Origin of the sequence: Flavobacterium soli DSM 19725, from assembly GCF_000422705.1 — a bacterium.
Lineage (GTDB): Bacteria > Bacteroidota > Bacteroidia > Flavobacteriales > Flavobacteriaceae > Flavobacterium > Flavobacterium soli.
In genome coordinates this window covers 54,162-74,261 of sequence record NZ_AUGO01000006.1, presented here as the reverse complement: position 1 = coordinate 74,261, position 20,100 = coordinate 54,162, and the positions used below count along the sequence as shown (strand labels likewise).

21 protein-coding genes are annotated in these 20,100 nt (G+C 35.5%); 14 read left to right on the top strand and 7 right to left on the bottom strand.

Annotated features, from left to right (window positions below; translation table 11 throughout):
• From G508_RS0107675 to G508_RS20025, 10 genes are all read left to right on the top strand, one after another.
• On the top strand, positions 1–1,611 hold the full coding sequence (locus G508_RS0107675) for an AMP-binding protein (RefSeq protein ID WP_026704765.1): 1,611 nt from the start codon (positions 1–3) through the stop codon (positions 1,609–1,611).
• A 36-nt stretch (positions 1,612–1,647) separates the two neighbouring features.
• Positions 1,648–3,231, top strand: a complete 1,584-nt coding sequence (locus G508_RS0107670) for an FMN-binding glutamate synthase family protein (RefSeq protein WP_026704764.1) — start codon at positions 1,648–1,650, stop codon at positions 3,229–3,231.
• A gap of 15 nt (positions 3,232–3,246) precedes the next feature.
• Positions 3,247–3,672: an acyl-CoA thioesterase gene (locus G508_RS19510; RefSeq protein ID WP_051197507.1), complete on the top strand. Its 426-nt coding sequence runs from the start codon at positions 3,247–3,249 to the stop codon at positions 3,670–3,672.
• A gap of 31 nt (positions 3,673–3,703) precedes the next feature.
• A complete protein-coding gene (locus G508_RS0107660; RefSeq protein WP_026704763.1) occupies positions 3,704–4,684 on the top strand; it encodes a carbon-nitrogen hydrolase family protein in 981 nt (326 codons plus the stop codon).
• 151 nt (positions 4,685–4,835) lie between these two features.
• Positions 4,836–5,945, top strand: a complete 1,110-nt coding sequence (locus tag G508_RS0107655; protein ID WP_026704762.1) for a cupin domain-containing protein — start codon at positions 4,836–4,838, stop codon at positions 5,943–5,945.
• A 348-nt stretch (positions 5,946–6,293) separates the two neighbouring features.
• Complete coding sequence (locus G508_RS0107650; protein WP_026704761.1) at positions 6,294–7,202, top strand: fumarylacetoacetate hydrolase family protein; 909 nt, start codon at positions 6,294–6,296, stop codon at positions 7,200–7,202.
• A gap of 61 nt (positions 7,203–7,263) precedes the next feature.
• Entirely contained in the window at positions 7,264–8,013 is a 750-nt protein-coding gene (locus tag G508_RS0107645; RefSeq protein ID WP_035694400.1) for a maleate cis-trans isomerase family protein, read from the top strand.
• Positions 8,014–8,106: 93 nt separating this feature from the next.
• A complete protein-coding gene (locus G508_RS20030) occupies positions 8,107–8,268 on the top strand; it encodes a hypothetical protein (protein ID WP_157485909.1) in 162 nt (53 codons plus the stop codon).
• 190 nt (positions 8,269–8,458) lie between these two features.
• Entirely contained in the window at positions 8,459–8,707 is a 249-nt protein-coding gene (locus G508_RS18725; protein WP_035694399.1) for a hypothetical protein, read from the top strand.
• A gap of 158 nt (positions 8,708–8,865) precedes the next feature.
• Entirely contained in the window at positions 8,866–9,039 is a 174-nt protein-coding gene (locus G508_RS20025) for a hypothetical protein (protein WP_157485908.1), read from the top strand.
• A gap of 59 nt (positions 9,040–9,098) precedes the next feature.
• On the opposite strand, the gene G508_RS0107625 is transcribed toward G508_RS20025, so the two are convergent.
• Together G508_RS0107625 and G508_RS0107620 are read right to left on the bottom strand one after the other, a co-directional pair.
• Entirely contained in the window at positions 9,099–9,389 is a 291-nt protein-coding gene (locus G508_RS0107625; protein ID WP_026704759.1) for a putative quinol monooxygenase, read from the bottom strand.
• A 43-nt stretch (positions 9,390–9,432) separates the two neighbouring features.
• Positions 9,433–10,026 (bottom strand): NAD(P)H-dependent oxidoreductase, encoded by a 594-nt coding sequence (locus G508_RS0107620; RefSeq protein ID WP_026704758.1) that lies wholly within the window; start codon positions 10,024–10,026, stop codon positions 9,433–9,435.
• A gap of 101 nt (positions 10,027–10,127) precedes the next feature.
• Between G508_RS0107620 and G508_RS0107615 the strand changes: the two genes are divergently transcribed.
• Positions 10,128–11,024 carry a LysR family transcriptional regulator gene (locus G508_RS0107615; RefSeq protein ID WP_026704757.1) on the top strand — a complete coding sequence of 299 codons (897 nt, stop codon included), beginning with the start codon at positions 10,128–10,130 and terminating at the stop codon, positions 11,022–11,024.
• A gap of 86 nt (positions 11,025–11,110) precedes the next feature.
• Here G508_RS0107615 and G508_RS0107610 read toward each other — a convergent pair whose 3' ends face one another.
• Both G508_RS0107610 and G508_RS0107605 read right to left on the bottom strand, forming a co-directional pair.
• Positions 11,111–12,148, bottom strand: coding sequence for a PLP-dependent cysteine synthase family protein (locus tag G508_RS0107610; protein ID WP_035694398.1), 1,038 nt, complete (start codon positions 12,146–12,148; stop codon positions 11,111–11,113).
• A 79-nt stretch (positions 12,149–12,227) separates the two neighbouring features.
• The gene (locus G508_RS0107605) at positions 12,228–14,363 is read right to left on the bottom strand and encodes a S9 family peptidase (protein ID WP_035694395.1); all 2,136 of its coding nucleotides are present in this window, start codon (positions 14,361–14,363) and stop codon (positions 12,228–12,230) included.
• A 71-nt stretch (positions 14,364–14,434) separates the two neighbouring features.
• Between G508_RS0107605 and G508_RS0107600 the strand changes: the two genes are divergently transcribed.
• Entirely contained in the window at positions 14,435–14,758 is a 324-nt protein-coding gene (locus G508_RS0107600; RefSeq protein WP_026704754.1) for a YbaB/EbfC family nucleoid-associated protein, read from the top strand.
• 30 nt (positions 14,759–14,788) lie between these two features.
• On the opposite strand, the gene G508_RS0107595 is transcribed toward G508_RS0107600, so the two are convergent.
• Positions 14,789–15,526: a T9SS type A sorting domain-containing protein gene (locus G508_RS0107595; RefSeq protein ID WP_026704753.1), complete on the bottom strand. Its 738-nt coding sequence runs from the start codon at positions 15,524–15,526 to the stop codon at positions 14,789–14,791.
• A gap of 126 nt (positions 15,527–15,652) precedes the next feature.
• Positions 15,653–16,675, bottom strand: a complete 1,023-nt coding sequence (locus tag G508_RS0107590; protein ID WP_026704752.1) for a threonine aldolase family protein — start codon at positions 16,673–16,675, stop codon at positions 15,653–15,655.
• 243 nt (positions 16,676–16,918) lie between these two features.
• Between G508_RS0107590 and prfB the strand changes: the two genes are divergently transcribed.
• Both prfB and G508_RS0107580 read left to right on the top strand, forming a co-directional pair.
• Positions 16,919–18,017 (top strand): peptide chain release factor 2 gene (gene prfB / locus G508_RS0107585; RefSeq protein WP_157485907.1). Its coding sequence is split into 2 segments (ribosomal slippage): positions 16,919–16,981 and positions 16,983–18,017, totalling 1,098 coding nucleotides; the frame shifts between segments, so codons are not numbered across the junction.
• 234 nt (positions 18,018–18,251) lie between these two features.
• A complete protein-coding gene (locus G508_RS0107580) occupies positions 18,252–19,085 on the top strand; it encodes an endonuclease/exonuclease/phosphatase family protein (RefSeq protein ID WP_026704750.1) in 834 nt (277 codons plus the stop codon).
• Positions 19,086–19,089: 4 nt separating this feature from the next.
• Here G508_RS0107580 and G508_RS0107575 read toward each other — a convergent pair whose 3' ends face one another.
• Positions 19,090–19,992, bottom strand: coding sequence for a phospholipase A (locus G508_RS0107575; RefSeq protein WP_157485906.1), 903 nt, complete (start codon positions 19,990–19,992; stop codon positions 19,090–19,092).
• Positions 19,993–20,100: the final 108 nt, after the last annotated feature.

The following is a 20,100-nucleotide window of genomic DNA, read 5'->3' as shown; positions in this document are numbered from 1 at the left end:
ATGAAACATTATACCGACAATTTTGCTCATAATCACTTGCCTTCAGAGGAATTGCAACCTGATTACATCTGGAATCATCCTGATTTTGAATTCCCAGAAAACCTTAATTGTGTCGAAAAGTTACTTGACAATCACATTAAAGTAGGAAATGGTAATCATATTGCTATTCAGACTTTTACAGAAAAATGGACTTTTCAAGATTTATATGAAAAATCCAATCAGATTGCACATGTTTTGATTGAAGATTTGGGATTTGTTTCGGGCAACCGTGTTTTGATTCGTTCGGCTAACAATCCGATGTTTGTAGCGTGTTGGTTTGCCATTTTAAAAGCTGGCGGAATCGTTGTTGCCACAATGCCACTTTTAAGAGAAAAGGAATTATCTGTAATGATTGAAAGTGCTGAAATCTCACACGCTTTTTGTGATATTAGATTGTCAGATGAAATGAATCTTGTACAATCTCAGTTCCTAAAAAGAGTTTGTACTTTTGATGGTTCGAATGAACATCCATCTGATTTGGAACGATTAATGGCTTCAAAACCAAAGACATTTCAAAACTACCACACACTTTCCAACTCTATCTGTCTCATAGGATTTACATCTGGAACGACTGGAAAACCTAAAATGACCTCGCACTATCACAAGGATATCTTGTTGATTTGCGAAGCTTTTCCAAAATATTCATTGCAACCAACATCAAACGATATTTTTACAGGAAGTCCGCCGTTAGGATTCACTTTTGGATTGGGAGGATTGGTTTTGTTTCCGTTTTATTATGGAGCTTCAACCTTTTTAATAGAAAAACCATCGCCTGAACTTTTATTGAAAGCGATAGAAGAGTATAAGATAACCATCTGTTTCACAGCACCAACAGCTTGGAGAGTCATCACTTCAAAAGTAAAAGATTTTGATATTTCGTCGTTGCGAAAATGTGTTTCGGCCGGTGAAGCCTTGCCTTTAAAGGTTTGGGAAGATTGGTACGAAGCCACAGGATTAAAAATCATTGACGGTATTGGTTCTACCGAAATACTTCATATTTTTATATCTTCGAATGAAGAGAACATGCGAAAAGGAGCTACAGGCTTACCAATTCGTGGCTATGAAGCCAAAATTGTAGATAAGAAAGGAAACGAAGTTGCTGTAAACGAACCAGGAAGGTTGGCTGTAAGAGGAATTACAGGTTGTAAATATTTGAATTCGGTTGACAAGCAAAAGGAATACGTTCAAAATAAATGGAACATTACAGGTGATATTTTCCGCAAGGATGAAGATGGTTATTTCTGGTTTGTAGCACGTGGCGATGATATGATTATCTCTTCTGGCTACAACATTGCCGCAATTGAAGTTGAAAGCGTTTTACTGACACACGATGAAATCTCAGAATGTGCCGTTGTTGGATTGCCAAATGAGGAAAGAGGAATGCTGGTTTGTGCTTATATTGTTTTAAAAGAACATTCTAAAGCCAATTCAGAGTTTGCCAAACACATTCAAGACTGGTTCAAGGAAGTTGCCGCTCCTTATAAATATCCGAGGGAAATACGTTTTATTGAAAGTTTGCCAAAGACCGAAACAGGTAAGATCCAACGTTTTAAATTAAAAGCATTACAGTAATATATTTTTTTTTACGCCAATAAATTAATCCATACGATGAGAAAAGTTTTTTTAATATTCAGTATCACTTCGTTAGCTATCATTGCATTAATGACTTATATCAATTGGAAATCAATTTTTCTCTTGTTGATATTCCTGCCGTTGATTGCAATGGGGTTTTATGACATGTATCAATCTAAAAAAACCATCAGAAGAAATTTTCCGCTTTTGGGACGAATGCGTTATTTGCTGGAATCCATCGGACCCGAAATCAGGCAATATTTTGTAGAAACCGACTTAGACGGGAAGCCATTTAACCGATTAGAAAGAAATCTGGTCTATCAAAGAAGTAAAAACGAAACCGATTCGCATCCTTTTGGGACACAGCTTGACGTATATAACATTGGCTATCAATGGATCAACCACAGCATTAAAGCTATTCCGTTTGCTGAAATAGACATGAATCCCAGAGTAAAAATAGGCTCATCCCAATGCGAGAAACCTTATTTTGCCAGTTTGTATAATATCAGTGCCATGAGCTATGGATCATTGAGCAAAAATGCCATCATGGCTTTGAATGCAGGAGCAAAACAAGGCGGTTTTTACCACAATACTGGCGAAGGTGGGCTTTCTCCCTATCACCTTGAAGGCGGTGGCGATATCGTTTGGAACATAGGAACAGGCTATTTTAGCTGTCGTGATGAAGAGGGAAATTTCTCGTATGACCATTTCGAAAAAAGAGCCCATTTTGAAAATGTAAAAATGATTGAGATTAAATTTTCTCAAGGAGCAAAGCCAGGTCATGGAGGAATTTTACCAAAGGAAAAAGTAACCGATGAGATTGCTGCAATTCGTTTGGTTGGAAAAGGACACGATATTATTTCCCCGCCAACCCATTCGGCTTTTAAAACACCACTTGAATTGATGGATTTTATTAAATTATTGCGAAAAGGTTCTGGCGGAAAACCAATCGGGATGAAAATATGTATTGGAAGCAAGTCCGAATTTCTTTCAATTTGTAAAGCCATGGTTCAAACCCAAACTTTTTTTGATTTCATTACCGTTGATGGTGGCGAAGGAGGAACCGGTGCAGCTCCAATTGAATATTCAGATCACGTTGGGATGCCATTGCGGGATGCCTTGGCCTTTGTGTATGATTCGTTAAAAGGTTTCGGAATTAAAGAAGAAATAAAAATCATTTGCAGTGGCAAAATCATTTCAGGTTTTGATATCATAAAAACCCTTTCCACAGGAGCTGATTTATGCAATTCTGCACGAGGAATGATGTTTGCCCTGGGTTGCATACAGGCATTGGAATGTCACGCGAATACTTGTCCGACTGGTGTTGCCACACAAGATCCAAAATTAGTAAAAGGCTTGGTTCCTGAAGAAAAAAGTATTCGAGTAGCACGTTTTCAACACGAAACAGTGAAAAATGCAATGGATTTGATGGCTTCTGCCGGAATTCGCCATCCTGATGATGTAGATCGAAGCGTTGTGAGTATGCGTGTTGACCGAACCAAAATACAAACCTTTGCTGAAACCTATCCTGAATTGGAAACTGGATGTTTATTGGATGAAAATGCGATTCCAGAAACATTTAAATATTATATGAAGAAAGCAAGCGCTGAAAGTTTTTAAATTAAAATAATAAACATGAACCAACCTTTTATAAAAAAAGAAAAAATACGTTTCAAACACGTTGATTATGCCGGAATTGTTTTCTATCCAAGATTCTTGGAAATGCTAAACGATTTGGTAGAAGATTGGTTTGAAGAAGCATTAGATCGTCCGTTTTCAAAAATACACGAAACCAACGGAATTCCTACAGTAGACTTGAAGGTACAATTCAAAAAAGCAGCTCGTTTGGGAGAAATTCTAACGAAATCGCTTTGGGTAAAAAATATTGGCGGTGCCTCACTCCTATGCGGTTTCAAATTTGAAGACGAAGAGGGAAAGACTTGTCTTGAAGGAGAAGTGACTTTGGTAAATGTTGCTTTCAAAGACAATCGTGGTGGTATAAAAGCCGAAACTTTCTCAGATGAAATGAAAGAAAAAATATCAAGATTTATAATATCTTAATACTTAATACTCCAATCTTAATACTCTAAAAATGGAATTTAAAAAATTCAAAGCCGCAGCCGTTCAAACTTCACCCGTTTTTTTAAACGTAGAAAAGACTATTGAAAAAGCGGTTTCATTTATAAAAGAAGCTTCTTCAAATGGAGCAAGTCTTATTGCTTTTCCAGAAGTATTTGTTGCAGGTTATCCGTATTGGAATTGGATTATGACACCTGTTCAAGGAAGCAAATGGTATGAAGCCTTATACAAAAGTGCCGTAAAAGTTAGCGATGAAGCCATGCAACCTTTATTTGAAGCTGCAAAGCAATACGACTGCCATGTTGTAATTGGAATTAATGAACGAGGCGACAGTTATGGAGAAATCTATAATACAAACTTGATTATTGATAATAAAGGTGAAGTAATTGGAAAACACCGAAAGCTAGTACCAACTTGGGCTGAAAAACTGACATGGACAAGCGGTGATGGTTCGTCCTTGAAAGTATATAACACTGAAATTGGTCCGATTGGAACATTGGCTTGTGGTGAAAACACGAACACTTTGGCGCGTTTTACGTTATTAGCTCAAGGTGAATTGATTCATATAGCTAATTATATTTCGTTGCCTGTCGCTCCACCCGATTACGATATGGCCGAAGCGATAAAGATTCGAGCAGCAGCCCATTCCTTTGAAGGTAAGTTATTTACAATAGTTTCATGTTCAACAATTTCGCAGGAAATAAAAGATGCCTTACGTGAAGATGTTCCAAATGTGGATGAATTATTGACAAGGAAAAATTCAGCTTTTTCAGGATTTATTGGTCCGAATGGAGCTGTAATTGGCAAACCTTTAATTGATGAAGAAGGAATTGTTTATGCCGATATTGATTTGGAAAAATGCATCCAACCCAAACAAATGCACGACATCCTAGGACATTACAACCGTTTTGATATTTTTGATTTGAGAGTGAATATTGCTCCAACAAGAAAAATTACTTTTGTAGATAATCATGAGGATTTCAACAAAAGATAATTTTCTACGGTTGCCAAAACTATCATTAATTAAATAGCCCCGATTGGAGAAAGTAGCTTTTTGTTCTGGGGTTCAGAACAAAAACTACTTCGGAAAGCGGGAATATGGATTCTGAAAAAGCCCGAGCGATTTGCTCCTAAAATATAAAACAATGGAAGGAAAACACAACGACGACGTAATTGGAAGAGCCAGAGTTCAAGACACTCCAGAACTAGAGGCCTATTATAAAGAACTCGAAACCCTTGGTGCTGGAGCTTTGTGGACGGTTGCCAACGATATCGAACCTTGGGAACCGAGAACGTCATCGGTGCCAATGCTCTGGAAATATGATGATTTACGGGATTTGGTACTGAAATCATCTGAATTGGTGACGCCTGAAAAAGCCGGACGTCGCGTTGTTTATTTGGTCAACGACAAGCGAAAAGATGTTTCGGCAGCTGTTGGCTGGTTATATACTGGAATTCAGGTTACACGTCCTGGTGAAAGCACTTCGGCCCATCGTCACAAGGCTTCTGCTTTGCGTTTTATTATGGAAGGCGAAGGCGGATATACCGTTGTGGATGGAAATAAGATTACTTTTGAAGTAAATGATTTTGTGATTACACCCAATTCAACTTGGCACGAACACGGAGTTGCCGAAAACGGAAAAACGTGTATTTGGCAAGATGGTTTGGATATTCCGCTTGTAAATGCTTTAGAGGCAAATGATTATGCTGTGTTCGATGGAAAACAACCTTTAGAAGTTCCAATAAACTATTCTCCAATTACTTATGGTAGTTCACCTGGACTATTACCTTCAGATCAAAAATGGGACAAACCTTATTCCCCTTTGTTCAAGTATGCTTGGAAATCAGTTTATCCAGCTTTGGTTGAAACTTCAAAAATCAAGGAAGTTTCCCCTTTTGATGGAATATTGATGCACTATTCAAACCCCTTGACAGGTGGTCACGTGATGCAAACTATGGGAGCTTCGATGCAGTTATTGCCAGCTGGGTTTAAAGGAAAAGCACATCAACACACTGGTTCGTTTGTCTATCAATGTGCCAAAGGAAAAGGCTATTCGATCATCGACGGAAAGCGGTTTGACTGGAAAGAACGTGATATTTTCTGTGTTCCTTCCTGGGCAGTTCACGAGCACGTAAACTTATCCGAAACAGAAGATGCTTGCTTGTTTTCGTTTAACGATTTGCCGGTAATTGAAAAATTAGGATTATATCAGGAACAGAATTATACTGAAAATAACGGTTTTCAAGTTTTTTAGAAGCGAAACAGTAGGCATTTTGGGAATCGTAATTCCTGCCTTCCTTCCAAATCTTTTTTGTTTTTAAAGGAAAAACAAAAAAGGATTTTCCCTCCAGTCAGGGCTAAAAGAGAAACCATTTTAACTAAATAATCGACTATCTAACAACATAAAATAGAAAACAAAAATGAAAAAGCTACCCTTGTTCGGAATCGTTATTGCTGTATTCTTCATTTACTTGGGAGTACAACTTATAGCAAAAGAAGATGAATTTACAGTCATTGTAGGTTATATTAATATCATTTTTTTCTCAGGCTTACTTCTTTTAGTACTTTACAAACTATTATTTAAAAACAATAAATAACTATAATGAAACTACTTACTTATAAAACCACAACCTCAGAACCAAGATTAGGATTTTTGCACAACAATCAAGTGGTGGATATGGAAGATTTTGGCGAAAGCGTAAATTTCCCTCTTCCGTCAGACATGCTTGAATTGATTGATATGGGACTCGAAGTAATTCCTGAAATCAATGAATTCTTAACCGAAATTGATGCCGATTCTCTAGCAGAAGTTTCCTATTCAATGGAGGAAATTACCATTCTCGCTCCTATTCCAACGCCAAGAAAAAATATCATCGGAATTGGATTGAATTATACAGAACATGTTGCTGAAAGTGCACGAACATTGGATACAACTGGAAAATTACCACAAAAACCAATCATCTTTTCAAAACCACCAACAACAGTAACAGCTACTAATACCAATATTTTATTAAACAGAAAACTTACTCAACAATTGGATTGGGAAGTTGAATTGGCAGTCGTTATTGGCAAAAAAGGAAAATATGTTGCCAAAGAAGATGCCATGGATTATGTTTTTGGTTATACCGTAATCAACGATATTTCAGCACGTGATTGCCGTCGTGAAGGTCAATGGATTGTTTCCAAAGGTCAGGATACTTTCGCACCAATGGGACCTTATTTAGTTACAGCAGACGAAATTGAAAACCCTCACAACTTGAATTTATCATTAAAAGTGAATGGTGTTGAAAAACAAAATTCAAACACTCAATTCTTGCTTTTCAACATCAACGATTTGATTGAAGACTTGAGTACGGTTTTCACCATCGAACCAGGCGATATCATTGCAACTGGAACACCTTCAGGAGTTGGTGCAGGAAGAAATCCTCAAGAATGGATGTGGGATGGTGATGTTGTAGAAGCAACAGTCGAAGGAATCGGAACGATTGTAAATACAGTAAAAGAAATATAATTTCACTTAAAGCTTTGCGAACTTTGCGAATTCCTCGTGTCTTTGCGGTTAAATAAATATCATGAAAAAATACAGAATCGGACAAATTGTCCCATCTTCAAACGTAACAATGGAAACTGAAATCCCAGCGATTTTCAGGTCTAGGGAAACCATTTTACCAGAACGTTTTACCTTCCATTCAAGCCGAATGCGAATGAAAAAGGTAACAAAAGAAGAACTTGAAGCCATGGATGCCATGAGCCTAAAATGTGCTCAAGAACTATCAGATGCTCATGTTGACGTTATGGGTTATGCATGTTTGGTCGCGATTATGAGTATGGGTCGCGGTTATCATTGCGTTTCGGAAGTGAACTTACATCAGGAAACGGTTGCCAACGACTTCCCTACTCCAATTGTCACTTCGGCTGGAGCCTTAATAAACGGATTGAAGGCTTTAGGTGCAAAAAAAATATCCATCATCACGCCTTATATGAGACCTTTGACGGATATGGTTGTTGATTATATCGAGCACCAAGGTTTTGAAGTCAAGGAAAGCATTGCACTTGAAATTCCTGATAACTTGGAAGTTGCAGCACAAAATCCGATGAATCTTTTAGAAATTTACAAGCGATTGGATTTAACTGGAATTGATGTTTTAGTAGTTTCTGCTTGTGTACAAATGCCTTCTTTGGAAGCGATTGACTTGATTGAAAAAGAAATCGGGATTCCGGTTACTTCAGCAGCGGTTTGTACAACTTATGAAATGATGAAGAAACTTGGAATTGAAGCAAAATCTGCAATTGGTGGTGCTTTATTGAGTGGGAAATATTGATTTCTTCAAATCCTATAACTTTTAGAAAAAACTCTGTAAGAAATGTTTTAGATAGTTTTATGAAATTTGTCATGAACCTCAAAACACATACTTATGGAAACTATTTACACTACAATTGAAGCAAATCACGATTTAGATACTGACTTGAATAATATCATTAGTATCAACGATAATTATGACGAAGATGAAATGGATTATGATTTGGATTACGATCCAAATGAATATTTTTATGAGCTCGAACGTCTAAACAACTAATATAAAAGTAAAACTGCCATTTTTACAATTTATTAAATGAAAACCTATAAGAATCAAAGACTTATAGGTTTTCTTATTTGTATTAAATTTAAAAAATCTAATTGTATAACATTTGTTTAAAATAGCATAAAGAAATCTATCATTTACAAGTTAATTTTATGAATATATTAATTCAAAAAATAAATTAGCTATGGGAACTTTAAATAATGGTGCTGGAGGAAAAGGAAATTCTAATGCACAAAATCATGACGGTCAAAAAAATTATCAGCATTCGAATCAAAGAAATCCTGATAATATCAGAAATGCAACTAGAGAAAAACAATACAAGGAACACGACGAAACCTTGACTAATGATGAAAACTACGATTTGGACTCTAAAGAAATTAAAGGAGACCCTGAATTCGATGATAAAAATCAGAATGTTGAAAAAAATCAATAACCAAACTAACAAAGTAAAGCACTATGAACGGATTTTTTAAAACAATACTTGCAGGATGGGGAGCCAAAAAACTTGGTGGTGGTTGCATAGGAACGATCATCGTTTTTATCATCTTGTATTATCTTTTAGGCTATTTATAAATTTAAATTCCAAATGCTATGGAAAATTCAAATCAATTCTTTTTTAGTGATGATAAAGAAAAAAGAAAAATAGACGATCCTGAATTGAATCAGGATTCGCCTTATGATCCAAATGAAGCATTCGATGACACGGATGATTTTCACAAATATGATGACACTGCTGAAGATACTCCAGCGTCTGATAAAGAATAAAAAAAAACGAGCAATATATCAATGTTGCTCGTTTTCATTTACACTTAAAGCTTCAATATTTATCCGATTCTATTGGTTTTATAGATAATAATCGGCTCTTCCAAAAGTTCACGAGCTTTCGCAATAAATTGCTCAAAATGAGGCTGAGTTTCATGTAGCGCTAATCCTTCTTCACTTTCCCAAATTTCATGAAAGATAAAAATGTTTTGATTTTCGTTATCCTGATGCAAATCATATTGGATGCAGGCTTGCTCTTTTTTAGAATTTGAAGCCATTTCCGTCAGAATATTTTTGGTCTCTTGAAGATGTTCTGATTTGCTCTTTACGATTGCAGTAATATTTATTTTCATTTTCTTTTAGTATTTAATCTGTGGAAATTTGTGAAATCTGTGTTTAGTTTAAAAATAATTTTGTCAAATGCTCTTTATACAATTCCAAATCTCTAGGAACATCAGCATTTTTTTCAACATCATGAAAGTGCATCGATTCTAGCGGTGTCATTCCTGTAAAGGCATTCATTCGATGAAAACCAAACATCACTCCTTCATCGACGCTTTTCTGGGAGAAAAATTCGCCAGGCAACGTGAAAGCTTCTTTTGGTGCGTTCCAAGAAGTGGTTAGCATGTATTTTCTTCCTTGCAAAGTCCCTCCAGTTCCGTAATTCACAGCGGGATTTTTAGACGAACGACCGTCACTTTTATAAATTCCTTTATCGTAACCTTCGGTGAAAACCACATCAATGTATTTCTTGAAACCGTGTGGCAATTGAAACCACCAAATTGGTGTGTGATAAATTACTACATCTGCCCAAACATATTTTTCTACTTCTTCAGCTGGATTGTACTCGTGGTTTACATCAGTTGTTCTTATTTCAAAATCTGAATTGTTTTGAAAGAAATTCAAAGTTTCTTGAGCAATTGTCTCGTTGAATTTTCCTCCTGAATGGCCAAATTTCTGACCTCCGTTGATGATGAATATTTTAGTCATAATTCTTTCTTTTAATTTGATGAGACAAAATTACAACCGACATGTCCATTATTAAAATAACTTAATTCATACATTTGCATCAGAATTATAATAGCAAAATCATGGTGAATTTAGAATGGTACCGAACCTTCAAGGCAATCTATAAAACTGGAACGTTGACGGGTGCTGCCGAAGTATTATTTATTTCCCAACCTGGTGTCAGTTTGCACTTGAGTTCATTGGAAAATTATGTAGGCTATAAATTATTTGACAGAACAGGAAGAAAGATGGTTCCCACGGAAAGAGGAAAAGTACTGTATAATTTTACTATAGAAGCCTTGTCTAAATTAGAAGAAGCCGAGAAAAATTTCCAGCGAAGTACCGAAAAACATACACCAACAATAAGCATCGGAATGTGTTTTGAAACCTTCCAAATCACTTTGGAACAATATATTTCTTCCTTACCCTTTAATGTAATTATTCGCTTTGGAGAATACCCAGAGATGGTTGAAAATCTCGAAAAAGGAATTTTAGATATCATCATAACGCCACAAATGGTTCCGAAAGCTTCGATTGAATACCAACCTTTTTCATCGGAAACCATCGTTATTGTTGGAGGAAATCAAACTGATGAAAAAGAATTCCAAGCCATTGAAAAATTAAATGATTTAGAAGTTATTGAAACTTGGTTGAAAAGTCAAAAATGGTATGGAACGACTGGCGATATGGAACATTTGAGAAGATTTTGGCAATTGAATTTCAATAAATATCCAGACTTTCGTCCGAATTATATTGTTCCGAATTTAAATTCTATCGTAAGATGTTTGAGCAGTGGCCATGGTCTTGCCGTAATTCCTGATTTCTTATGCAAAAAAGAACTGGAATCCGAACAAATTAAATTAATCTGGAAAGGGAAAACTCCATTAGAAAACACTTTGTCTTTTGCTACTAGAAAGAAAACAATTTATGCCGATGAAATCGCTTTAATCAAAAAAATATTCATTGACGAAATGGCGTGATCAATATCCAATAAAAAAAGAAAAAAACTTAAAACAAAAAACTCCAGATTTCTCTGGAGTTTTTTTTATGATGTAAATAGTCTAAACTATTTGATAAATTCAATTTTTTGAACTTCTTCGGCATTTACACTATCAAAGAAACCTTGATCGTGCATCCATTCATCACTGAATACTTTGCTCATATACCTTGAACCGTGATCTGGGAAAATGGCAATTACATTGCTTTCTGCTGTAAACTCACCCTCTTCGGCATATTGCTTAATGGCTTGCAAAACTGCACCAGAAGTATAGCCTACAAATAAACCTTCTTTCTTGGCGATTTCTCTAGTTGCGTGAGCACTTTCCTCATCGGTAACTTTTGTAAATTTATCGATGATGTCGAAATCTGTAGCCGATGGAATCAGGTTTTTTCCCAAACCTTCAATTCTGTAAGGATAGATTTCGTCGTTGTCGAATTCTTTTGTTTCGTGGTATTTTTTCAAAACCGAACCAAAAGCATCAACTCCTAAAATTCTAATATTTGGATTTTGTTCTTTTAGAAATTTTGCAGTTCCAGAAATAGTTCCTCCTGTTCCGCTACAAGCGATTAAGTGTGTGATTTTTCCGCCTGTTTGTTCCCAAATTTCGGGACCAGTTGTGTTGTAGTGTGCATCAATATTCAGTTGGTTGAAATATTGATTGATATAAACAGAACCTTTAGTTTCCTCGTGTAATCTTTTTGCAACATTATAATAAGAACGTTCATCATCTGCTGAAACGTGGGCTGGACAAACATATACTTTTGCTCCAAGACTACGCAACATATCGATTTTATCTTTGGATGATTTTGAACTTACCGCCAAGATGCAATTGTAACCTTTGATGATACTCACCATTGCCAAACTAAATCCTGTATTACCAGAAGTTGTTTCGATTATGGTATCGCCAAGAGTCAAGATTCCTCTTTTTTCGGCTTCTTCAATAATATATAATGCAATCCTGTCTTTGGTAGAATGTCCTGGGTTGAAAGCTTCTACTTTTGCGTAGAAATTACCTTCTAAACCTTCGGTAACTTTATTGATTTTAATAAGCGGTGTGTTGCCTATTAATTCCAAGACATTATTGTAAGCTTTTATTTCTTTCATAAAAAAATAGTTAATCAAGGCTATTCAATGCGTTTTTGATTGACCTCAAATCCTTGCAAATTTAACAAAAAAATTCTAATTACTTTTCAATTCCTTCTAAATCTAATAAAAAAGTAAATTCCTTGGCCAATTCTTTTAGTGCTTCAAACCTTCCTGAAGCCCCTCCATGACCGGCATCCATATTTGTATCTAAAAATAAAACATTTTTATCAGTTTTGACTGCCCTTAATTTAGCTACCCATTTAGCTGGTTCCCAGTATTGTACCTGAGAATCATGCAAACCTGTCGAAACATACATATTAGGATAGGCTTGAGCTTTTACATTATCATAAGGCGAATACGACTTCATATAATCATAATATTCTTTTTCGTTTGGATTACCCCATTCGTCATATTCTCCAGTTGTTAAAGGTATAGAATCGTCCAACATAGTCGTTACAACATCTACAAAAGGTACTTGAGCAATGACTCCATTGTATAATTCGGGAGCCATATTGACGATTGATCCCATCAACAATCCTCCTGCAGAACCACCTTCGGCATACAGATGTTCTGGAGAAGTATATTTTTGAGCAATTACGTATTTGGAACAATCAATAAAGTCAGTGAACGTATTTTTTTTCTTCAAAAGTTTTCCGTCTTCATACCATTGACGCCCTAAATCTTCGCCACCACGAATATGAGCGATTGCATAAATGAAACCTCTATCAAGCAAACTCAATCTTGTTGATGAAAAATAGGCATCCATACTAGCACCGTAAGAACCATAAGCATACAAAAGCAATGGGTTTTTACCGTCTCTTTTTATCCCTTTTTTATAAATAATAGAAATCGGGATTTGAGTGCCATCAGTTGATGTAGCCCAAACTCGTTCTTCTAAATAATTCTCTTTTTTGAATTTTCCACCAAGAACTTGCTGCTCTTTCATAACCTTCTTCTCCTTTGTTTTCATGTTGAAATCAACAGTAGAGGACGGTGTATTCAAAGATTGATAACCATAACGCAAAATATCAGTATCAAAATCTACGTTTGTTGCGGTATAGGCTGTATACGTTTCACTTTCAAAAGGCAAATAATATTCCCCTTCTCCACTCCACGGCATGATTCGAATTTTATTCAGGCCATTATTACGTTCTGAAACTACCAGATAATCTTTAAAAATATCAATATCTTCGATTAAAACATCGTCTCTATGTGTTATGACATCTTTCCAATTTTCCTTTGTAGTTGCATTTTCAGGCGTTTTCATCAGCTTGAAATTTGTGGCATCATCTTTATTGGTCACAACATAAAAGCTATCGCCAAAATGTGAAATGCTATATTCCAAACCTCTAATTCTTGGCTGAAAAACCTTGAATTCTCCATCTGGAGTGTCTGCTAAAAGCGTTCTGAACTCACTCGTCAATGTACTTCCAGACTCAATTACAATATATTTTTTAGATTTTTCTTTACTGATCGAAACATTAAAAGTATCATCTTTTTCATTATAAATAAGGACATCACTTTTAGCATCTGTTCCTAATTTATGTCTAAAAACCTTATCCGATCGAAGCGTTACTTTATCTTGTGTTGTATAAAAAATAGTCTTGTTATCATTTGCCCAAACACCTCTTCCATCAATATTTTTTATTTCATCTTTCAAGATTTCTCCCGTTTCTAAATTTTTAATTTGCAACGTGTAGATTCTTCTACCCACAAAATCAGTAGAATAGATTGCAAATTTATTATCCGGACTGATACTCATTCCCCCTAATTGAAAAAAAGATTTTCCTTTTGCTAATTCATTACAGTCAAATAAAATTTCTTCTTTTGCCGAAAGGCTACCTTTTTTTCTAGAATAAATTGGATAATCTTTACCAGTTTCAAAACGGGTAATGTAGTAATAACCATTGTATAAATAAGGAACCGACTCATCATCTTCCTTAATTCTACCTTTCATTTCTTCGTATAAATCTTTCTGAAATTCTTTAGTATGAGCGGTCATTTTGTTATAGTACTCATTCTCTTGGTTAAGATAATCAATTACTTCAGGATTTTCTCTATCGTTTAGCCAATAATAATTGTCAATACGAATGTCACCATGTTTTTCTAATGTTTTAGGGACTATTTTTGCAACAGGTGCAGGAATGTTATCTGGCATTTTGGACTCTTTTTTTTTAGAACACGAAGTTGCAAAAATAACACAAAGAGTTCCTAAAACGAACACGTTTTTCATAAATTTAAGTATAGTTTATAACAATGCAATTTAATAAATTTGCCGTATAAATAATTTTAAAATTATAAACAATGTTTGGAGACCTAATGGGAATGATGGGCAAATTACAAGAAGCTCAGAAAAAAGTAGAAGAAACAAAATTGAGATTAGATACCGTTCTGATCGACGAACAAAGCAATGATGGGCTTTTCAAGGTTACTTTAACTGCCAATAGAAAAATAAAATCCATCTCGATTGACGATAGTTTATTGGAAGATAAGGAACAATTAGAAGACTATTTCATATTAGTTATGAACAAAGCTATCGAAAAAGCAAGTCAGATCAATGAAGCAGAATTGGCTGCTGCTGCAAAAGATGGAATGCCAAATATTCCGGGTATGGATATGTTTAAATAAAAAAAGGGCAGCGTTAACTGCCCTTTTCTATTACTTTATAATCAGCTTTTGGGTTGAACCTGTAGTTGTTTTTACAAAATAGAGACCACTTTCCACTCCTTGCATATCAATTTGATGAGAAAAAGAATTTTCAAGATCCAATTGCTTCACAATCTTTCCTAAAGCATCCGTGATAACAACTTTTCCTATTGCTTCATTTTGACTGATTGTAAAATTGCCATTATTTGGGTTTGGAAATAATTTCAATTCCGTTTTTACAAAATCTTTTCTTGCTAAAGCAGTTCCATACAATTGTACTTCCGCAATTTGAATCATGGCTTCAATCGTGTTGCATTGTGCAGAAAAAACAAATCTGTAATAGCTATAACCTTCTGTGTTATCAAAAATATAGCTTGTCGTATAAAAACGTTCTGGATCACAAACAATGTCACCAACGATAATGGAAGTAAAATAAGTTCCGTCATTGGAACCAAATATTTCAAAAACCGTTGGATCTCTTTCTGGAGAATCATTAGCGGTTGTAAAATCCATACTTGTAACAACTGTCTGATAACCTTCCAAATTAACCGTAAAGCCAAGTCCGTCAAAATAATTGAAATCTAAAAATTTCGTCTCAATATCACCATCGATGATATTAAAATATTGTTCCGCACTTGGAGAAGAGACAGATCCATAGGCTGTAATCGTAGTAGAAGCATCAAAGAGAGGATCTTGTGCATGAATGCCAAATGATGCCATTAGCAACAATAATGGTAATTTTTTAATCATAATGTAGGGGTTTTTAGGTTTCCTACAATATTACCGATAATTTTTAATAAAATTTACTAAATTGTTGTTTTTTATTCAGACAACCAGATCTTTATTGCTTCGTTTCATAACAAATCAAAAATTTTACTAGTTAAGTTTCTGTAGAGTCTCAATTACATAAGTATGCATCACTTCTTTATAATCAAGATGTGTCACGATTCGCAGTTTTCCATGTCCCATTGAGCTGATATAGATACTTTTTTGCTTTAATTTTTCAATCAAAAGTTGTTCGCTTACTCCTGCTTTCAAAGAAAAAATAAGGATGTTGGTTTCAACAGGTTCTACTTTATCAACCCATGACAACTTTTGCAAAACGGCACCCAATTCCTTTGCACGTCTATGATCATCAACTAGTCGGTTGATATTATTTTGCAAGGCATAAATTCCGGCTGCCGCCAAATATCCAGCTTGACGCATTCCGCCACCAAATATTTTTCTGACCCTGAAAGCTCTATCAATTGTTGCCTTATCCGAAATTAAAACTGAACCAATTGGAGCTCCCAAACCTTTTGACAAGCAAACAGAAATAGTATCGAAAACTTTTCCATACTCGTTAGGATTTTCTTTTTTATGTACTAAAGCATTCCAAATTCGGGCACCATCCAAATGAAATTTCAAACCATTATCATCACAAACTTTACGTATGCGTTTAAATTCTTCAAAATCATAACAAGCTCCTCCTCCTTTATTTGTAGTGTTTTCTACGCAAACCAAACTCGTCAGCGGACTGTGGTAAAATTCAGGATTATTAATGGCTCCAGCCACTTGTTCTGCTGTAATCATTCCGCGATCGCCGTCCAACAAACAGCAGGAAACGCCACTGTTAAACGAAACGCCACCTCCTTCATAATTAAAAACATGGGCCCATTTATCGGCAATTAATTGTTCGCCAGGTTGTGTGTGGAGTTTTATAGCCGCTTGATTGGCCATTGTCCCCGACGGAAAAAACATCGCCGCTTCCATTCCAAAAATCGAAGCCACCATACTTTCTAGTGCATTTACTGTTGGATCTTGTTTGTAAACATCGTCACCCACCTGAGCCTGAAACATATAGCGAAGCATTTCCTGTGTCGGTTTTGTAACGGTGTCACTAACTAAATTTATTTCCATAATATCAAAAGGATATCTTATTTTTGTAGTTCAAATTTGATATAATTGTTTTAGGAGCTTTATCCAGCTCTTCGCTTCAATCTTTTTTGAAAATGTCTTTTTTTGTAAAAAGAAAAAAGAGCTTCTTTGGTCGCTTTTTTTCTTTAACAAAAAATAGCCATTTTCTGCAAAAGGATTTCCGCTACTATCTGGGCTAGGACAAACCGTTTCTAAACAAAATCTATCGCAAAATTACATTAATTTATGACAACTACCGAACAAATTAAAGGTATTGTGGAGCGCCTTGGTGCGTTGAGGAGGTATCTTTGACGTCGATAAAAAGCTAATCGAAATTACGAACGAGGAAGAGAAAACCCTCGCTCCCGATTTTTGGAACAATCCAAAAGAGGCCGAAGCTTTCGTTAAAGTGCTTCGTTCCAAAAAGAAATGGGTCGAAGATTACAACAAAGCGGTCTCGATGACTGATGAGTTGCAAATTGCCTACGAATTTTATCGTGAAGGCGAATTGACAGCAGAAGAATTGGATGAACAATATAATGCCACCAATTTGCATATCGAGAACATCGAATTCAAGAACATGCTTTCGGACGAAGGCGATTCCTTGAGTGCGGTTTTGCAAATCACGGCTGGAGCTGGCGGAACCGAAAGTTGCGACTGGGCTTCGATGCTGATGCGAATGTATATGATGTGGGGCGAAAAAAAAGGCTACAAAATCAAGGAATTGAACTTTCAAGAAGGCGATGTTGCCGGAATCAAAACCGTGACACTCGAATTTGAAGGCGATTATTCCTTTGGTTATTTGAAAGGTGACAATGGAGTGCATCGTTTAGTGCGAATTTCTCCATTTGATAGCAATGGTAAACGTCATACTTCGTTTGCTTCTGTCTACATTTATCCTTTAGTGGATGATACGATTGAAATTGACATCAATCCAGCTGATATTGAAATCATTACCTCGCGTTCGAGTGGTGCTGGTGGACAAAATGTGAACAAGGTGGAAACCAAGGTGCAATTGTTTCACAAGCCAACAGGGATCCAAGTGCAATGTTCAGAAACACGTTCTCAACAAGATAACCGTCAACGCGCCATGCAGATGTTACGTTCGCAATTGTATGAAATCGAACTCAAAAAGCAGATGGCTCAACGTGCCGATATCGAAGCCAGTAAGATGAAAATCGAATGGGGTTCGCAAATCCGAAATTATGTGATGCATCCGTATAAATTGGTGAAAGATGTTCGAACCGGATATGAAACCAGCAATGTTGAAGGTGTTATGGACGGCGACATTGATGAATTCTTGAAAGCCTATCTGATGATGATGGGGCAACAAGAGGAAGAATAAATATTTAAAACCTACAATTCATTGATTTGTAGGTTTTTGCTTTTTAGCTAATACCCATAGATTTATAAGCAGACTAAAAGTCTGCTTTCCTGCTTTAAAAGACAGACACGAATTTCACGAATTTACACGAATTGAATTTGTGAGAATTTGTGTCGAAATCTTTTTTAGAAACTGAAAGCTAATTGCATTAAAATACATAGCTTTAACTATTTTTGAAACCAATAAAATCATCTTATGAAAATTATAAAACTTGTTTTGCTCTTCTTTATTATCCAAGCAAATGCTCAGGATGTAAAAGTGATTTCCTATAATATTCGTTTTGATAATCCAAATGATGGTGAGAACAAATGGGATTTGCGAAAGGATTTTCTAGCCCAACAGCTACAATTTTATGCACCAGATGTTTTTGGTATACAGGAAGGAAAGTTGCATCAGTTGCAGTATTTAGACAGTATTTTAGTTGATTACAACTATATTGGAATTGGAAGAGATAATTCTCCAAATCAAGGGGAATTCAGTGCTGTTTTTTATAATCATAAAAAATTAAGACTTATCAAAGAAGCTACTTTTTGGTTATCTGAAACTCCAAATAAAGTTTCAAAAGGCTGGGATGCCATGTTTGAAAGGATTTGTACGTATGGTCTTTTTGAAGATATCAAAACAAAGCAAAAATTTTATATCTTCAATACTCATTTTGACCATGTTGGTGTTGTAGCAAGAACCAACAGTGCGAAGCTTATTGTTGAAAAAATAAATGCTATCAACAAAGAAAAATTTCCATTTATAGTAACGGGAGATTTTAATAGTGAAAAAGATAGCGAAGCCTATAAATACCTTTCAAATCAATTGAATGATACTCAAATTATAAGCAAAACTACTTCTTTTGGTCCATCAGGAACGTTTAATAATTTTGAATTTCACAAGCCTGTAAACTTACTAATCGATTTTATTTTTACAAGCAAAAATAATATTCAGGTCTTGAAACACGCCATTTTGAGCGATTCAAAAGAGTGCAAATATCCCTCGGACCACTTGCCGGTGTATACTGAAATTATATTCAAAAAGTAGAGAATTACAACCATTCTATCAAGGAAACCCCTACTCCAATTGTCGTTTGAACATTGTTGTAATCAATTAGCGTTTCGCCAAAACCATGTGATATTTGCAGATATCCTTTTAAATTTCCCTTAATGGGATACGACCAAGAAAAAGTTCCGCTACCCCGAAGTGTGGCATCAAAATGCAAATTATGGCTTCCTATAAACGAAAATACATTTCCGTTTTTAGTGTAAATTATATTCAAATCGCCTCTTCCAATATATTTTGAAATATCAGGATTGTCGTCTTTTGAAGCCCTTAGTCTTAGCCAAGGTCGAACATAGAAGCTCCAATCGCCACTTTCGAAACCCGCATGAAAGATAATTCGGTTCCAACTTCTTGAAAATGGGAGACTTTTTCCGTTTGATTCATGATTGAAAGCTACTCCAAACATTCGGGCTTGAACTCCTAAAAAATTAAAATTTACTGGAAAATTTAAAATTATTTCGGGTTCATAATTGATTTCCCTAAAAGGGCGAGAAAGTGAATTATTATACAACTGCCAATGGGATTTTTGTGTGTAAGCTACCCATAAGTCGCCTTTTCCCCATAAAACACTCTGCAATACTTTTGTCTTAAAACTCAACTGAAATTTTGCTTCAATGTTATTGTAATTGGTCCCTGGTTCAGCCACATAATCTGGATTTGCGTTTCCAGAATAAGGTTGCTCATTGGGAAGTGAAGACCATCTCAAGGGCAATACAAAAATGGGTTTATAAGGTGTCACTAAAAAAGTACCACGAACTGAGGTGGTGTCCAACTCCCATCTTTCGGTCATCGTTCTAAGTTCTGTCTTGTTGTTAATTAATGCCTGAATTTGTGCATTTGCTAACATGGGAAAAAACAACAGCAAGAAGCTTCTTTTTATCAGATTCATATAAAATTGGAGTTTACTACAAAAATATTATTTTCAAGTAAGATTTTCTTTATAAGATTTTGCAAATAAGTATTAATTTATTGGAATGAAGAATAATAAATTTGGAAA

What these genes read in the sequence shown, in the direction of transcription:
- G508_RS0107655 (WP_026704762.1), top strand. Translation starts at nt 4,836, where the DNA reads ATGGAAGGAAAACACAACGACGACGTAATTGGAAGAGCCAGAGTTCAA.
- G508_RS0107645 (WP_035694400.1), top strand. Translation starts at nt 7,264, where the DNA reads ATGAAAAAATACAGAATCGGACAAATTGTCCCATCTTCAAACGTAACA.
- G508_RS0107595 (WP_026704753.1), bottom strand. Translation starts at nt 15,526, where the DNA reads ATGATTAAAAAATTACCATTATTGTTGCTAATGGCATCATTTGGCATT.
- G508_RS0107590 (WP_026704752.1), bottom strand. Translation starts at nt 16,675, where the DNA reads ATGGAAATAAATTTAGTTAGTGACACCGTTACAAAACCGACACAGGAA.
- G508_RS0107660 (WP_026704763.1), top strand. Translation starts at nt 3,704, where the DNA reads ATGGAATTTAAAAAATTCAAAGCCGCAGCCGTTCAAACTTCACCCGTT.
- G508_RS0107625 (WP_026704759.1), bottom strand. Translation starts at nt 9,389, where the DNA reads ATGAAAATAAATATTACTGCAATCGTAAAGAGCAAATCAGAACATCTT.
- G508_RS0107575 (WP_157485906.1), bottom strand. Translation starts at nt 19,992, where the DNA reads ATGAATCTGATAAAAAGAAGCTTCTTGCTGTTGTTTTTTCCCATGTTA.
- G508_RS20025 (WP_157485908.1), top strand. Translation starts at nt 8,866, where the DNA reads ATGGAAAATTCAAATCAATTCTTTTTTAGTGATGATAAAGAAAAAAGA.
- G508_RS0107675 (WP_026704765.1), top strand. Translation starts at nt 1, where the DNA reads ATGAAACATTATACCGACAATTTTGCTCATAATCACTTGCCTTCAGAG.
- G508_RS0107605 (WP_035694395.1), bottom strand. Translation starts at nt 14,363, where the DNA reads ATGAAAAACGTGTTCGTTTTAGGAACTCTTTGTGTTATTTTTGCAACT.
- G508_RS18725 (WP_035694399.1), top strand. Translation starts at nt 8,459, where the DNA reads ATGGGAACTTTAAATAATGGTGCTGGAGGAAAAGGAAATTCTAATGCA.
- G508_RS0107615 (WP_026704757.1), top strand. Translation starts at nt 10,128, where the DNA reads ATGGTGAATTTAGAATGGTACCGAACCTTCAAGGCAATCTATAAAACT.
- G508_RS0107670 (WP_026704764.1), top strand. Translation starts at nt 1,648, where the DNA reads ATGAGAAAAGTTTTTTTAATATTCAGTATCACTTCGTTAGCTATCATT.
- G508_RS0107580 (WP_026704750.1), top strand. Translation starts at nt 18,252, where the DNA reads ATGAAAATTATAAAACTTGTTTTGCTCTTCTTTATTATCCAAGCAAAT.
- G508_RS0107620 (WP_026704758.1), bottom strand. Translation starts at nt 10,026, where the DNA reads ATGACTAAAATATTCATCATCAACGGAGGTCAGAAATTTGGCCATTCA.
- G508_RS0107610 (WP_035694398.1), bottom strand. Translation starts at nt 12,148, where the DNA reads ATGAAAGAAATAAAAGCTTACAATAATGTCTTGGAATTAATAGGCAAC.
- G508_RS0107600 (WP_026704754.1), top strand. Translation starts at nt 14,435, where the DNA reads ATGTTTGGAGACCTAATGGGAATGATGGGCAAATTACAAGAAGCTCAG.
- G508_RS0107650 (WP_026704761.1), top strand. Translation starts at nt 6,294, where the DNA reads ATGAAACTACTTACTTATAAAACCACAACCTCAGAACCAAGATTAGGA.
- G508_RS20030 (WP_157485909.1), top strand. Translation starts at nt 8,107, where the DNA reads ATGGAAACTATTTACACTACAATTGAAGCAAATCACGATTTAGATACT.
- G508_RS19510 (WP_051197507.1), top strand. Translation starts at nt 3,247, where the DNA reads ATGAACCAACCTTTTATAAAAAAAGAAAAAATACGTTTCAAACACGTT.